Raw genomic sequence first — 14379 nt, forward strand, 5'->3', positions numbered from 1 at the left:
TAATTATTTATTTCGTTTAAATTATTTCCAAAATCAATAGACTAAATCAATAATTGTGCAAAAATATACTTTTTGTTAAAAAATCAATCACTTTTAACAAAGTTTAATATTAAAATATGCTTAAAATCATATCTAAAACTCCGATATACTTTGCTTTACAGCCATTAGGCTCTATATGGTAATCCAAACGTTTAAAAAACATGATAAAATTACGAAGTATAAATTAAAATTTGAGATTTGTGAATTAAAATATTCTTAATTATTTATCCTTTTTTAATCTGTTTAAGAAGAGTTATTAAAAAACGATCACATTGTGAAAAAAATGAATAATTTAAAGGTCTGATTAATCTATTCAAAGAATGTCTGATTTTGGATTGCAATCTTTACCATCAATATTTTATCTGGCAGGAGTTTTTGTTGCCTGTTTCTCTTCTCTTCTGATTATGGGGAAACGCAAAAAAGTAATGGCAGATTATGTATTGGCTGCATGGTTTCTGATTATAGGAATGCATCTCATATTATTTATTCAGTTTTTTTCTGGTAGCTATTTGAAGTTTCCTTATTTCCTGGGATATGAAGTTATTTTTCCTTTTATTCACGGACCAATGCTGTATTTGTATGTTCTGTGTGTTACGGGAAGAAATCCAGGTGTGAAGATATGGCTGCTGCATGGTATTCCTGTTCTGATGATCTGCCTGCTACTATCCCAATTTTTGATGTTGTCCCCATGGGATAGACTTGCTGCTTATCAGAGCGGAAATAATAGGTATAAGTTATTGAGCAGGATTCTCAAATACCTCATGATCTTATCAGGAATAATATATGTTGCATTAAGCCTTCTTGCTGTCAGAAGATATACAAAAGGTATATCCAACCAATATTCCAATACTGAGAAAATGAATCTGAACTGGCTGTATTATCTTATTGCAGGGATAGCTCTGATATGGATAGCTGTAATTATTAGAAATGATATTCTTATTTTTTCCTTAGTTGTCCTCTTTATCGTAGTGGCTGCTTACTTTGGAATCAGCCGTATAGGGATTTTGGATGTACCGGTTATTACTAATAATATAACGAACGAAAAAAAGCTTGATAATGAGATTGTTAAATATCAGAAAAATTCTCCTGGAGATGAGGCTATACAATCTATTTATAAAAGACTTGTGCACCAAATGGTACAGGAAAAGCTATATAAAGACCCGGAACTTAATCTAAATGCTGTTGCCAGACTATTAGATGTTCATCCTAATCTATTGTCTCAGGTTATTAATTCTATGGAGCATAAAAACTTTTATGATTATATCAACAGGCAGCGTATTGAAGAGTTTAAGCGTACTGTTGTGCTTCCGGAAAACCAAAAATACACGATTCTTTCATTAGCTTTTGATTGTGGGTTCAATTCTAAAACTTCTTTTAATAGAAATTTTAAAAATTATATGAATTGTTCGCCAACGGAGTTTTTAAAAAGCCAAAGCATCCATATGGAATAACTTATTGTTAATATTTTGATGGTTTCATCTCAAATGATTTATTATTAGTGTTTTATAAATAGGTTCCACCTTTCATTTTGGAACAGATGAAGCTTTAATAATCCTCATTTTTACAAAAAAATTGAATCAGATCTCTATGAAAAAATTATTATTTGTAATCATGTGTGTATTAGCATTGCTTATTGGGGCTTATCCTCTTATTTATGTTTTTGTAGAGCATAAACATACCTTTTTAGGTTCCAAATCTCCTGAAGTACTTCATAATATCATCTGGAAAACAGCATTTTTTGCCCATATTATTTTCGGTGGGCTGGCACTTTTTATAGGTTGGCGTCAGTTTGGCAGCTCATTCAGGAATAAATATATCAAGATCCATAGAAAAATCGGAAGTATCTACGTAATTTCAGTGGTCATAAGTTCTGTATCAGCTGTTTATATGGGTTTTTATGCCAATGGCGGACTGATTTCTGCAATAGGCTTTATCAGTTTAGGATGTATCTGGTTTGTGACAACTCTTGTTGCAGTTGAGCAGATAAGAAAAGGAAATGTTGTAATGCATCAACAGTTCATGATTTACAGTTACGCCTGTACTTTTGCTGCGGTGACACTGAGATTGTGGTATCCTTTGCTGACAAATATAACCGGTGATCCTGACAATTCTTATGTTGCCGTTGCCTGGTTGTGCTGGGTCCCTAATCTATTGACTGCTTATTTTATCAATAAAAGAATAGCTATAAGATAATTCTTCTTTCACAAGAGAGAATATCTACTCTGGCAGTTCTCCATATTCCATACTTTTCATTTCTAAGTTTAAATATTTATTGCCTTCATTTTTATAATGCAGAGGTGCTTCAAGGCCCATATATTTCATAATCAGGGGATAGATATAAGTAGTTTGGGTCAGCTTAGTTTCATGTCCTGTGATCCTATATGCTGCAGGAACCTGATCACCATACCATACAAAAAACGGAACCTGGGTAGATTCTTTAGAGTCTATATGCAGTAATTTGTCACCCTGTATTTTAAGTCCATGATCTGAAGCATAGATTACTACAGAATTGGTATTTTTCAATGTGCGGAAAATATTATTGAAAACATAATCTGTGTATTTTATGGAGCTGTCATAGCAGTTTAGATTCTCGGAATTCCAGTTGGGTGGAAGTCTGTTACATGGATTTGGGTGGCTTCCCATGATGTGGAGAACCACAAATTTATTCTCTTTTTTCTGAATGACCTTTTCCAGTTCAGGAACAATCACTTCATCGTAGCCGTTTACCCATTTTTTATTTTTAGACATAGAAGCGATGGCTGTGATTCCTCTTGCGCTCGCCTGTGTGCTGAGCCAGAAAGAATTATATCCGGTTTGGTTGGCTAGATTGATGATATTGTAGGATAGCTTGTCATAACGGTATCTGAATTCATCCGGATGAATGCTGGACAGCATTAAAGGAACACTCAAGTTGGTAATTCCTGCAGGAGAAATGGCATTGTCGAAAATCATCATATTTTCAGCCTGTTGGTCTGTATAAGGAGTTGTTTTTAGATGATAACCATACAGCGACATATTTTGTTTTCTTTCAGACTCTCCAATGATCAGAATTACATTTTCTATTCCTGGCTGTATTTTTTTGATACTGAAAACCGGAATATTCTTTTTTATTTCGTTAATGTCTCTTTGTATATTCAAAGCGGTATTGAAATCGGATAAATGATAGTAAACATTCTTAATCATCTTACCTCCTCCTTTATTGCTTACATAGGTATGTTTAAGGTGGTATCCGAATGGTAAAATAAGCCACAGTAATGCAATAATGATAAATTTAGCATCAATCTTGACTACATTTTTTTTCAGGTAATTCACAGAGTACAGTACCATTCCCAGAAAAACGAAAAACAAAATGCCTGGAAGAATAAACATATAAGACATGCTCATTGCCTCATCAGGATTAGACTCAAGAATACTGATAGCCATTCCTACATTAAATCCGGAATGGTAAATAAGAAAACAGGATACTGATATCAGAAAGTTAATGCTTAATAATAAACAGAGAATAACAGCAATTACAGACGTATACTTATTCTTAAAAAGAAGTGCATTGAATACAAGAAACGAACAAAACATAATTCCATACTCAAAAATATTGCGGATACTGTCCAATTTTTCGGCCCCGAACAGATTATCAAAGATATAAGGGAATGAAACCAAAAAACCTGTTAGGTATATTATAATGAGAAGAATCGGAACTATTTTTTTGAGCATGGTTGTATATATGTTTTCGGAGCTGTTATGATTATTTTTTAATAATCTTTCTTAAGAGTCTTCCGTGTGAGAGTCTGCTGAATATCAGAGTCATGTCTTGCATGAGAAGAATTAGTGTTAGATAATAATTCTTAGGGTTTACAGATATTGTATCAACTCAAAAAGAAACTTTTGAAAGATAAATTGCTACAGTTGCATGGCGGAGAGTTATTTCTTTCCGTTTAAATTTTCAATGATTGTAGAAAATGTAACTATAGAGCTGGTATTGCAGATAAAGAATGGAAATAATGAGGGTGTGTTTTTTTCATCAAAAAAAAATTTTTTTTAAATTAATAATAAGCCTGGGTTGTGTTTTTAATATTAAGCGATTTTTTTCAGAACAAGTAACATTGAAGAATTGATTCCATCCGGATTTTAAAACCGGATAATCGTATCGTTATTTCATAACTAAACAATGCCTTTTATACAAATGTACAAGAAATTACCGATAAGTGCAAGTAGAATTTTTACTATAAGTGGCTGGAATTACTACACTTTACGGTTGATATAATCCATTGTGGCATTAGGGGTAGGGATGATTTTTGCCGGGTTTCCTATGACAACAGAATTGGGAGGAACATCAAAGTTGACATAAGAATTAGGAACAATCAATACATTATTTCCAATAGTAACAGCCCCTACAATAACGGCATTGGTGCCTATCCATACTTCATCACCTATGATTGGAGAACCTTCATTTTTTCCGCGGTTTTGTTGGCCGATGGTGACTCCCTGTGCGATATTACAGTTTTTTCCAATGACTGTTTTCGGGTTGATGACAAGACTTCCCCAGTGCCCCAGATAAAAACCTTCTCCAATCTGGGTTTCAGGATAAATCTGAAATCCGTATTTGATCTGATAATGTCTTAATATAATTCTCCAGAAAATATTCAAAAGAGGGTTCTTCTGATGCTTCTGAGCCTTTCTCAAAATGTAGACAAAATGAAGATTGGGATTAATGCATTTTTTCCAGATCTGAAATGTTGAAAGCCACTTTCCGCTTTCCCGGTAAAAGTCTTTTTGAATGATAGAATAATCAGCCATTGTTAATGTTTTTATACTTCATCAATTATTTTCTGAAGGTGTTCCACAGATTTTTCCAGCACAAACGGCAGTTCTGTTGCTGAGATCTGTTTTTTGTATTCTTCAGTTATATTTTTATCGGTAAGAAACTTTTTCATTCCCTCATATATTCCCTCTTCGGAATTGGCAGTAATATTGCCCAGTTTTCCGTCTTGCAGAAGATCTCTGATACCGGAGATATCCGTTGCAGAAATAGGTTTGTTGAGGATAAGCGCTTCGGCAATGATTGTAGGGAATCCCTCATGTCGGGAAGACATGATATAGAAATCCGCTTTTTTCATATACGGGTACGGATTACTGCTGAAGCCGAGCATTTTTGCAGTATCCTGAAGCCCCAGTGTATTGAGCTGATCCTGAGTTTTATCAAAATCATAGCCGTCACCAATGATCAAAAGCTGATGCTTCAATCCTTCATCGATCAGTTTTTTATGAACATTCAGCAATCTGTCATACCCTTTCTGAGGATATACAGTTCCCACCGTTACAAAAGTAGGAAGATCACTGTTGAAAGGATAATCATTGATCTCAATATCTGCCTTTCTTAAGGTATCATTCTTATCAATTGGATTAAAAATCTTGATCACAGAAGCCTTTTCGGCCTCATTTTTAGCCAAATTATGCATTCCTTCCTGAAGTTTGTTAGAAATCACAAGAATCCTGTCAAACTTAAAAAACTGTCTGATAACTTCCGGAGTGTATTCTTTTAAATTGAAAATATCATTCTGCACCCAGATAATCTTTTTGGAATCTTTTTGAGGGCTGGACAGTATTTCCTGATGCATTGCATGAATGGCTGCAATCTCTACATCGTATTTTTTATTTTTTAAAACAAATTTATAAAGAAGAGAGGGGAACCAAAGAAACATTTTCTGATAAAGAACCCTGTAAGCTTTCACAGGGATATCCTGCGGCCTGTTGGTCGTTATCATTTCTCCTTTTGTTAAATAGTATAAAGTTACCCAAGACGGAACCTCTTTAATGTATAATCCTGAATATAAGTTGACCAGAAGGTCTACTTCATATTTATCAGAGGGAAGGTTTTTCAAAAAGTTGATTAATACTTTTTCTGCACCGCCATGACGTAATGAACCTATACGAATGAGGAGTTTTTTCTTTTTCAATTTGTTTCGTTTATGATTTTACAAGATTAAATTTATTTAATTTTTCTTGCTTTTTTATACTTGTGGGGAAGATTTTCTTTGATATAGGCGTCCAGTTTTTTCCTGTCTTTCTCCAATTCGCGGGGATATTCCGGATTGTTTTTAAGGACAATATCTCCATAATCTTCAATAGTACAGAGAAATTGTGCCGGATTTCCGATAAAAACGGTATTGTCAGGCATAGATTGTGACAACACAGAGTTGGCTCCCAAAATACAGTTGTTCCCAATCTGTACATCCTGCATGATCACACAGTTGAGGCCAATGGTACAATTGTTTCCTATTTTTATTCTCCCAAGAATTCTGGCATCTTCATATCCTGGAAGTTTTCTGAGCAGAGTAGTGGTTCCGCCATGATTCACAAACCTTACATCTCCGGCAATATTCACATTATCACCAATTTCGATAAGGTAAGGTTCTGTTCCAAAATACACTTTATCAGGCATATTGAAGTTTTTTCCTACCTTCATACCCCTATGTTTAGCCACTTCAAGACTGCCCCTATTCAAGAAAGAATGATAGAGAGAGTCTATTTTTAATAGGATTCTGAATATAAAAATCATCACAAGTGTAAATTTGTTTTCGTTACTTTTGCAAAGAAAGAGAATTTATTAATATGATAAAAATTTCAAAAATAGAATATTATCTGCCTAAGCAGGTGTTAACTAACGAAGATCTTGAAAAACTCTTCCCCGAATGGAGTTCCGAACGCATCAAGGAGAAAGTAGGTATTTCTCAACGTCATATTTCTTCAGACAACGAAACAGTGCTGGATATGGCTGTACAATCTTCAGAAAAAATTTTCGAAACCTATGACCGGGATAAAATAGATTTTATTTTGTTCTGTACCCAAAGTCCGGAATATTTTCTGCCTACAACGGCCTGTATTTTGCAGGACAGACTTGGGCTTAGAAAAAATATCGGAGCCATAGATTTCAATCTTGGCTGTTCAGGATTTGTATATGGGCTGGCTTTTGCGAAAGGCTTGATTTCTGCAGGAATTGCAAAGAGTATTCTTTTGGTTACTTCAGAAACTTACACCAAACATATTCATGCTGATGATAAAGGAAACCGAAGTATTTTCGGGGACGCCTCTGCTTCAGCAATTGTTGAAAAAGCAGAGAGTAATGACTATCAGTTCTGTCTGGGAACAGACGGAAGTGGTGCAGAAAATCTTATCGTGAAGAAAGGTGCTTTCAAAAAAGATTTTGAACTGAATCCCGAACATGAATTCAGCCCTGAAAATATTTATATGAATGGTCCTGAGATTTTTAATTTTACGATTGAAAATATCCCTGGATTGGTAAAAGAAACCCTTGAAGTAAACGGAATGACAATGGATGACATTGACCATTTTGTTTTTCACCAGGCAAATTCTTTTATGCTGAATTATTTAAGAAAGAAAACAAAAATACCGGCAGAAAAGTTTTATATTGATATGGAAAATACCGGAAACACCGTTTCTGCAACCATTCCTATTGCCCTTAAAAATATGATGGATAAAGGAATGCTGAAGGGAGGAGATAAAGTTTTAATGGCAGGCTTTGGAGTAGGATATTCATGGGGTGCCACTATTATGGAGATTTAAGATAACAAACATTTAAAATTATAGAATATGAAAACATCCGTTTTTTTAGACAAATTACAGGAAGAATTGGAGGAAGATGAAACATTGACCACTGAAACGAATTTAAAATCTTTGGAAAGCTATGACTCTATCAGTTTGCTTTCTGTTATTGCGTTTGTAGATGAAAATTTCAGCAAAAAAATTGATACCAAACACTTTAAAGATATCGAAACCGTTTCAGATCTGATGAATGTTATAGGAAAAGAAAATTTTGAAGATTAATGGATGCTTTCTCATTAAAAAATAAAATTATTCTCATTACAGGCGCTTCTTCCGGGATCGGGAGAAGCTGTTCTGTAGAATGCAGCAAAAGCGGTGCAGATCTTATTCTTGTAGGAAGAAATCAGGAAGAACTGATGAAAACCGTTTCCCTGCTGAATCCTGAAACGAAAGTTGAGATTATCGCCGAAGATATTACCCAATCTGATAATCTTGAAGGAATTATTGCAGATAAAGTTTCGGCTTTAGGCAAGATTTCAGGATTTATACACTGTGCCGGTATCGAAAAAACATTACCGTTAAAAAAGCATAATCCTCAGCTGTACCAGGATATATTCGCAGTAAATGTAATTGCCGGACTTGAAATTGCTAAAATCCTGTCTTTAAAGAAATATAAAGAAGAAACTTCCAGTTTTGTATTTATTTCTTCCGTTGCGGGAATGGTAGGAGAGGCTGGAAAAGCTGCTTATTCGGCCAGTAAAGGAGCTGTTATTTCGGGAGCCCGTTCATTGGCAATGGAACTTTCCAGAAGTAATATCCGTGTCAATAGCGTAAGCCCTGCAATGGTGAATACCCCGATTCTGGAAAAAATGTTTGAAGATATTGGTGAAGAAGCTTCATCAGAAATCATAAAAAAGCATCCGCTTGGAATAGGTGATCCTAAAGATGTAGCGAATGCTTGTATTTTTCTATTGTCTGATGCTTCAAGATGGGTCACAGGAACCAATCTTGTCATTGACGGAGGCTATTCCGCACAATAACTTATTTTTTGTACAGCGTTTCTATAATATTTTCTACACTGTCAAATATTTTCTTATTGTCGAACTGACTTTCAATATTTTTAAGATTTTCTCTGATATGGAGAACAAGGCTGGGATCGGTAAGGAATGTCTTCATTGCCGAATACATTTCATCAATTTCATAACTGATGAGGTATCCCGTTTCCCGGTCTTTGATCATCAGACCTATATCACCCACATTTGTTGCAATAATAGGTTTCTGCAGGATTAGTGCTTCAGCAATTACCAAGGGCCAGGCTTCAGATTCGGAGGGAAGGATGAAATAATCTGCCTTTTTGATGTAGGGATAAGGATTCATCTGATTTCCAGCTAAAATAAATGTCTTTTCAACATTATTTTTTGCGGTCTGAGCCTTAAGGTTCTTCATTTCGTCACCATCACCAATGACAATGATGCTGTGATGAAATCCTTCGTCTATAAGTCTTTTATGAGCTTCAATAAGCTTATGGTATCCTTTTCTTGAATGAAGTCTTCCGATAGACGCAAAAACAGGCCCTTCAGGGAAATTGTCGAGCTTTTCTTCTGCCTTTCGCTTAATTTCTTCGATAGGAATAGGATTGATAATAACGCTCTCAGCCGGATAATTGAGATTTGGATAATACTGATGCATCATATCCTTTATTTTATGAGAGCAATACACCATATGATCAAACTGAGGAAAACTCTTTAAAATATCCGGAACCAAAGGCTGAAATTTAGGAACATTGATTTCAGAGTGAAACCATCCGATTTTTTTTGAATTCTTATGGGTAGAACTAAGAATAGCATCATAATCCCTGTAATCCATCCCGATTTCTATATCAAAAGTATCATTGATGAGCCGGTCTGCAATGGCAGGGTTGTTTTTCAGTTTACGAAGCTTTATCCTTCTCTTGACAAGCTGAAGTTTCTGAAGCAGAGCATTGTCGGAAAAGTCTTCTTTTCCATCAGTAAGATATATTTTTCTGATATGTTTCGGAAGTTCATCACGCAACTTGCCCTGGTTTAGGGTAAGGCATACCGTCATTTCAAATTTGTCAGGATTCAGGTTGTTGAGAAGTCCCAACAATACTTTTTCTACGCCACCCATTTCCATGGAGCGATGTCTGAACAAAATTTTTATTTTTTTTTCTAGCATTATCCGAAGATTGATTGTAAAGTAATTTTTATTTTTTTCTTGATACGGAAAGGAATCTTATGTTGATATTGTAACAGACCGAATATTTCATCCGCACCCGTATAATGATCAGGAACTTTTTGGCCGTTGATGGTTGCAAGTCCTCTGCGTTTCATTGTATTGAAAATCACCTGTGCAAAATACTCGTGGGATTTCTTTTTATTGTCATTCTGGGAGATTCCACCTTGATGAGTTCTGTAAAGATAATTGGTATCATTAATGAACTGAACTTTTCCTTTTTCATACATTTTAAGGTAGAGATCCTGATCTTCCCCGATTTTCAAATCCGGATTCATTTTTTCAGTCTGTTCATAGACTGCCTTTCTGAAGGTTACAAAATGAGCGATCTGAATTGGGAAATTAAAAAAATAAGGATCACCATTCGGTACCTGCATTGCAGATCTGAACGGAGAAATAGGTTTCAGATTCTGATCACAGGTCATAAACCTTGAATAGGTAAGAACTGTATTTTTTTTAGCCTGAAAGATCTCCATACATTTTTGAATGGCTGTTGGGTTTATAGCATCATCAGGATCTAAAAATCCACAGATTTCCCCTTCTGCCAGCTCAATGAGTTTACTTTTCGTTACGCCTACACCGGAATTTTTTTCATTTTCAAAATATTTAAACCTTTTATCACTTGAAATCATTTCCCGGATCATTTTCTTTTCACTTTCAGAGGAGGCGTCATCCAAAATGACCGCTTCCCAGTTTGTATACGTCTGCTGAAGTATGCTTTCAAAACAGTCTTTGAAAAAATGAGCGTTATTATAATGGGCTATAAGGATAGAAAACTTCATGAATGTTCCTTAAATATTAATTCCTGATGATTGATTACGGTTGTATTGGAAGGAACATCTTTGTAAATGGTACATCCTGCTCCAATAATACAGTTATCTCCGATAGTAACTCCTTTTAGAACGGTAACATTACTTCCGAGCCAGCAATTGCTTCCGATTTTGATGGGAGCTGTGGTGAACTCAGCGTGAGAGAGTTTAAACTCCGGATGAGTCTGATACGCATGGTTGTGGTCATACAGTTTTACATTTTCTCCGAATAGTGTATTGTCACCTATTGAAATACTGTCCAGACAGTTGATGGAACAGAAGTTATTCATGAAAAAGTTGTTTCCGATTTCTAAAGTGGCATTCTGTTGCACAAGAACGTGTACATAATTTCTGAAACTGACCCCGTGGCCAATCGTCACTTTCTTTATATTTTCATGCAGAATAAAATGATCACTGATCCCAAGTTTTATCCCCTTGAAAGAAACATGAGGGTGTTTTTTGAGAAGAGAAATCTGGCTTTTTCGTTGAATTTTTGCTATAATTTCATAAAGCATACCTAAATTTATTTTCACATTTGTAGCCTACAAATATAATTTGTTTTACATAATTATAATAATAAATCTTATTTTTGTGCCTTAAAATTAATACTTTATATCAAATAAAAACAGCTTTCAGAGTTGGGTCTGCTGTGTTTTGATAAAGTAAAGCATTTTGCGATTCTGTGAAGATAAGTCAGATTACATTTACCAGGTTTGTTGCCGCTATGGCAATTGTCATTTCCCATTTCAATAAAGATCTGTTTTTATATAAGATAGATTATATTTCCAATCTTTTTTTGAGAGCGAATGTAGGGGTAAGCTATTTCTTTATTCTTTCAGGGTTTATCATGATTATTGCTTACCATAAGAAGGATAAGATTGATTATCTGGAGTTTTATAAAAACAGGTTTGCCAGAATCTATCCGCTCTATATGCTTGGACTTCTGCTGTATTTCATGACGAGATATGAACTGTTTGACTGGTATAAGCTGGTTTTATACGGATTGGGTATTCAGAGCTGGATACCGGGAGAAGCCATGATTCTGAATTTTCCGGGATGGTCTATCTCTGTAGAGTTTTTCTTTTACCTGCTTTTTCCGTTTTTATATAATTATTTTTACGCAAAGAAAAATAAAATGATTTGGGTATTTGCCATTGGACTCTGGCTGATTACTCAGGTGTTTTCTAATCTGTATCCGGTATATGGAGCGTATGAAGGGCCACACACGAAAAGTCATGAGTTTCTTTATTATTTTCCTTTCTGGCATCTTAATGAATTTTTGATCGGGAATCTGGCAGGAATATTTTTTGTAAGAAATTACAAGCAAAAAAATTACGACCGTCAGGTGATCGCAGTCTTTTTACTGATCCTTGTGTCTCTGATGTTTGTTCCGCTTTTTTATCACAACGGGTTGATGGCTTTACTTTTTGTACCTGCAATTCTTCTGATTTCGGCTAATAACGGAAGAGTAAGTAAGCTCTTTTCATTGAAACCGCTGGAATATCTTGGAGAAATAAGTTATGGTATATACATCACTCATATTCCCGTTCTTTATCTTGTAAGGGAGTTTTTAAAATGGAAGGAATATACGTTCAGTATTGATATTGTATTTGTGATTTACATTATTGTTATGCTGCTCAGTTCTGCAATTTTTTATCAGTTTATTGAAAAACCAATGCGTGATCTTTTAAGAAAGATACATTTTACCAAACAATAAAACTAAAGTATTATTTTAAACTAAATATTTAGTTTAATCATATTGTTAGAACAAATCGTTTCTAAAATTAATATTATACAGCCCTGAACGGATACTTTTATAGTCTGTAAACAAATACTTTGTAATCATTCCCCATTTTTTGAGTAGAGGAGCATTGGCGATTTGGAAACTCCTGTATACTCTTTTGATATGAATTTTAACATCATTGGGGATGGTATTTTCATTCTCTGCCCAATGGTTAACTTCTTTCCACAGAACAACTCTTGTTGAGGCCGGCTTAACTTCTCTGGAATCTATTTTGGTAATTCTGTTGTTCTCGTGAACTCCTCTTACGGCTACTGCCTTATCAAGAATTCCCGGATATAAATTCAGATAGTAGGAGAGTCTGAATAGAAATTCAGTGTCCTGATGGAGCTTTAAATGTGTTTTAAAGAAATACTCCATGTTTTTCAAAGAACTTTTACGGATAGTCAATGCATCAATGCTGAAAAGTCCGAAAGTTCCTATCATGTTAAGCTGTCCCGGAAATACATCTCTGGGAGGATGTTTCTTGTAAACTGTAGTCAGGCGGTCTCCAAAGACCTTATAATATTGTTCTTTTGCTTTCTCAGAATAATAATGAACCCCGATGGCACCATAAACTCCGTCAACATCTTTATTGAGAAACAGTTCTTTTTCTGCATCAAAACGGTTGGGAAGGTAGTAATCATCTGCATCCAGGAAAGCAATAAAATCTCCTTCCGCTTTTTCCAACCCTAAATTTCTGCTGGCACCTGCTCCATGATTGCCTTTATCAGGATGCTGAAAAAGCTTTACCCTGTCATGTTTTTCAGCAAGTTCCCTACAAACCTGCAATGCATTGTCCGGAGACTTGTCTTCTACCAATACCACTTCATATACCTCTTCGAACTGAAGAGCAGAATCTACAGCCTGCGAAACATATTTTTCGGCATTGTAAACGGGAATAATTACTGAAATTTTCATTTGTATCGGATTATGCTTTTAATTTAATTTTTAAATAATTGGTTACTTTTTTCTCAACAAAATAATACAGAAGTGATGCCACTATAATGACCATGACAATCTTAAATAGAAAAAAGGGAAAACTGAGGTAGCCTTCAACTTTAAATCTTTTTAAAGCAATTTCTACAAAAGGATGTGACAGGTATAGTGAATAGGAAATGTCTCCCAGAAAAATTAAGGCTTTGTTTCCTTTAAAATGAAATATATAATCAAAAGTTAAGAAAGAAAATACAAACAGGGAGATGATGGCCAGCTTTATCATATCATTATCTGTAGGGATAATACTAAGCAGTACCAATATAAATAATATAATTCCTGTTACAGAAAGTAATGTTGCCCAGATCTGTGGAATTGTAAATCTATTCAGTAAAAGTGAAAAAAGAATTCCCACAACAAAATAAAGATTCAGCGAGTGGGTTACCATTCGCAGATAAGGACTTTCAAATTGAATAAAAGAACCTAAAATTGATGTCAGGATGAAAAAACCTGCAATGAAGTAATACCTTTTTTCTTTAAAAAATAATGAGAGTCCGAATATGAGATAAAAGAACATCTCAAAATTTAAGGACCAGCCTAAGAAAAGGACCGGAAATTCTTTCTTCGTGGGAAGGAATAATAATGAGTGGATAAGCTCATAAAGCCCTGCACCATGAAAATAGAGGAGAAAACTTCCTCCGGGAATCATTGCAGCGAAAGTCAAAAGATAGTACAGCGGAACAATTCTGATCACCCTTCTTTTGTAAAATAAAGTGATCTGCTGAAAAGAATCTTTACTGAAATTTATTTTTTGAGTGGTGAAAGCCATGATAAATCCACTGATAATAAAAAATACGGGAACACCGATACTTCCTTTTTTAAAGAGAATATCGCCAAGATTCAGCCCAGGTAGATTTATTGTTTCACGGAAATGAAAGCAACATACCAATAAGGCTGAAATCCCTCTTAATATCTGGAGGTTGTTAAGCTTCATGACTGGAG

Annotated in this window: 15 protein-coding genes; 6 read left to right on the forward strand and 9 right to left on the reverse strand. The window is 34.9% G+C overall.

Features of this window, described 5'->3' with window-relative positions:
• The first annotated feature begins 359 nt into the window (after positions 1–359).
• The gene (locus KIK00_RS17015; protein WP_255813554.1) at positions 360–1490 is read left to right on the forward strand and encodes an AraC family transcriptional regulator; all 1131 of its coding nucleotides are present in this window, start codon (positions 360–362) and stop codon (positions 1488–1490) included.
• A 136-nt stretch (positions 1491–1626) separates the two neighbouring features.
• Positions 1627–2232, forward strand: a complete 606-nt coding sequence (locus KIK00_RS17020; RefSeq protein WP_255813555.1) for a DUF2306 domain-containing protein — start codon at positions 1627–1629, stop codon at positions 2230–2232.
• A gap of 24 nt (positions 2233–2256) precedes the next feature.
• Here KIK00_RS17020 and KIK00_RS17025 read toward each other — a convergent pair whose 3' ends face one another.
• The 4 genes from KIK00_RS17025 to KIK00_RS17040 form a co-directional block, all read right to left on the reverse strand.
• A complete protein-coding gene (locus KIK00_RS17025) occupies positions 2257–3750 on the reverse strand; it encodes a phosphoethanolamine transferase (protein WP_255813556.1) in 1494 nt (497 codons plus the stop codon).
• A gap of 528 nt (positions 3751–4278) precedes the next feature.
• Positions 4279–4833 (reverse strand): serine O-acetyltransferase, encoded by a 555-nt coding sequence (locus KIK00_RS17030; RefSeq protein ID WP_255813557.1) that lies wholly within the window; start codon positions 4831–4833, stop codon positions 4279–4281.
• An 11-nt stretch (positions 4834–4844) separates the two neighbouring features.
• Positions 4845–5993 (reverse strand): glycosyltransferase, encoded by a 1149-nt coding sequence (locus KIK00_RS17035; protein WP_255813558.1) that lies wholly within the window; start codon positions 5991–5993, stop codon positions 4845–4847.
• 32 nt (positions 5994–6025) lie between these two features.
• Positions 6026–6502 (reverse strand): DapH/DapD/GlmU-related protein, encoded by a 477-nt coding sequence (locus KIK00_RS17040; protein ID WP_228402518.1) that lies wholly within the window; start codon positions 6500–6502, stop codon positions 6026–6028.
• A 146-nt stretch (positions 6503–6648) separates the two neighbouring features.
• On the opposite strand from KIK00_RS17040, the gene KIK00_RS17045 reads away from it, so the two are divergent.
• Genes KIK00_RS17045 through KIK00_RS17055 form a run of 3 tightly spaced genes read left to right on the forward strand, consistent with a single transcriptional unit; the run spans position 6649 to position 8639 of the window.
• A complete protein-coding gene (locus KIK00_RS17045; protein ID WP_255813559.1) occupies positions 6649–7620 on the forward strand; it encodes a 3-oxoacyl-ACP synthase III family protein in 972 nt (323 codons plus the stop codon).
• A 27-nt stretch (positions 7621–7647) separates the two neighbouring features.
• The gene (locus tag KIK00_RS17050; RefSeq protein WP_255813560.1) at positions 7648–7881 is read left to right on the forward strand and encodes a phosphopantetheine-binding protein; all 234 of its coding nucleotides are present in this window, start codon (positions 7648–7650) and stop codon (positions 7879–7881) included.
• Complete coding sequence (locus KIK00_RS17055; protein WP_255813561.1) at positions 7881–8639, forward strand: SDR family NAD(P)-dependent oxidoreductase; 759 nt, start codon at positions 7881–7883, stop codon at positions 8637–8639. The genes KIK00_RS17050 and KIK00_RS17055 overlap by 1 nt, the downstream gene beginning before the upstream one ends.
• 1 nt (position 8640) lies before the next feature.
• On the opposite strand, the gene KIK00_RS17060 is transcribed toward KIK00_RS17055, so the two are convergent.
• From KIK00_RS17060 to KIK00_RS17070, 3 genes are read right to left on the reverse strand one after another with little or no spacing between them, the layout of a single operon-like run.
• Positions 8641–9795, reverse strand: a complete 1155-nt coding sequence (locus KIK00_RS17060; protein WP_255813562.1) for a glycosyltransferase — start codon at positions 9793–9795, stop codon at positions 8641–8643.
• Positions 9795–10634, reverse strand: a complete 840-nt coding sequence (locus KIK00_RS17065; protein WP_255813563.1) for a glycosyltransferase — start codon at positions 10632–10634, stop codon at positions 9795–9797. Before KIK00_RS17065 ends, KIK00_RS17060 begins: the two co-directional genes overlap by 1 nt.
• Entirely contained in the window at positions 10631–11194 is a 564-nt protein-coding gene (locus KIK00_RS17070; RefSeq protein ID WP_255813564.1) for an acyltransferase, read from the reverse strand. The genes KIK00_RS17065 and KIK00_RS17070 overlap by 4 nt, the downstream gene beginning before the upstream one ends.
• A 149-nt stretch (positions 11195–11343) precedes the next feature.
• Between KIK00_RS17070 and KIK00_RS17075 the strand changes: the two genes are divergently transcribed.
• The gene (locus tag KIK00_RS17075) at positions 11344–12378 is read left to right on the forward strand and encodes an acyltransferase (RefSeq protein WP_213277807.1); all 1035 of its coding nucleotides are present in this window, start codon (positions 11344–11346) and stop codon (positions 12376–12378) included.
• Positions 12379–12423: 45 nt separating this feature from the next.
• Here KIK00_RS17075 and KIK00_RS17080 read toward each other — a convergent pair whose 3' ends face one another.
• Positions 12424–13362 (reverse strand): glycosyltransferase family 2 protein, encoded by a 939-nt coding sequence (locus KIK00_RS17080; protein WP_255813566.1) that lies wholly within the window; start codon positions 13360–13362, stop codon positions 12424–12426.
• Positions 13363–13372: 10 nt separating this feature from the next.
• Positions 13373–14371: an acyltransferase gene (locus KIK00_RS17085; protein ID WP_255813567.1), complete on the reverse strand. Its 999-nt coding sequence runs from the start codon at positions 14369–14371 to the stop codon at positions 13373–13375.
• Positions 14372–14379 lie beyond the last annotated feature (8 nt).

This window comes from Chryseobacterium sp. MA9, assembly GCF_024399315.1.
Classification (GTDB): Bacteria; Bacteroidota; Bacteroidia; order Flavobacteriales; family Weeksellaceae; genus Chryseobacterium.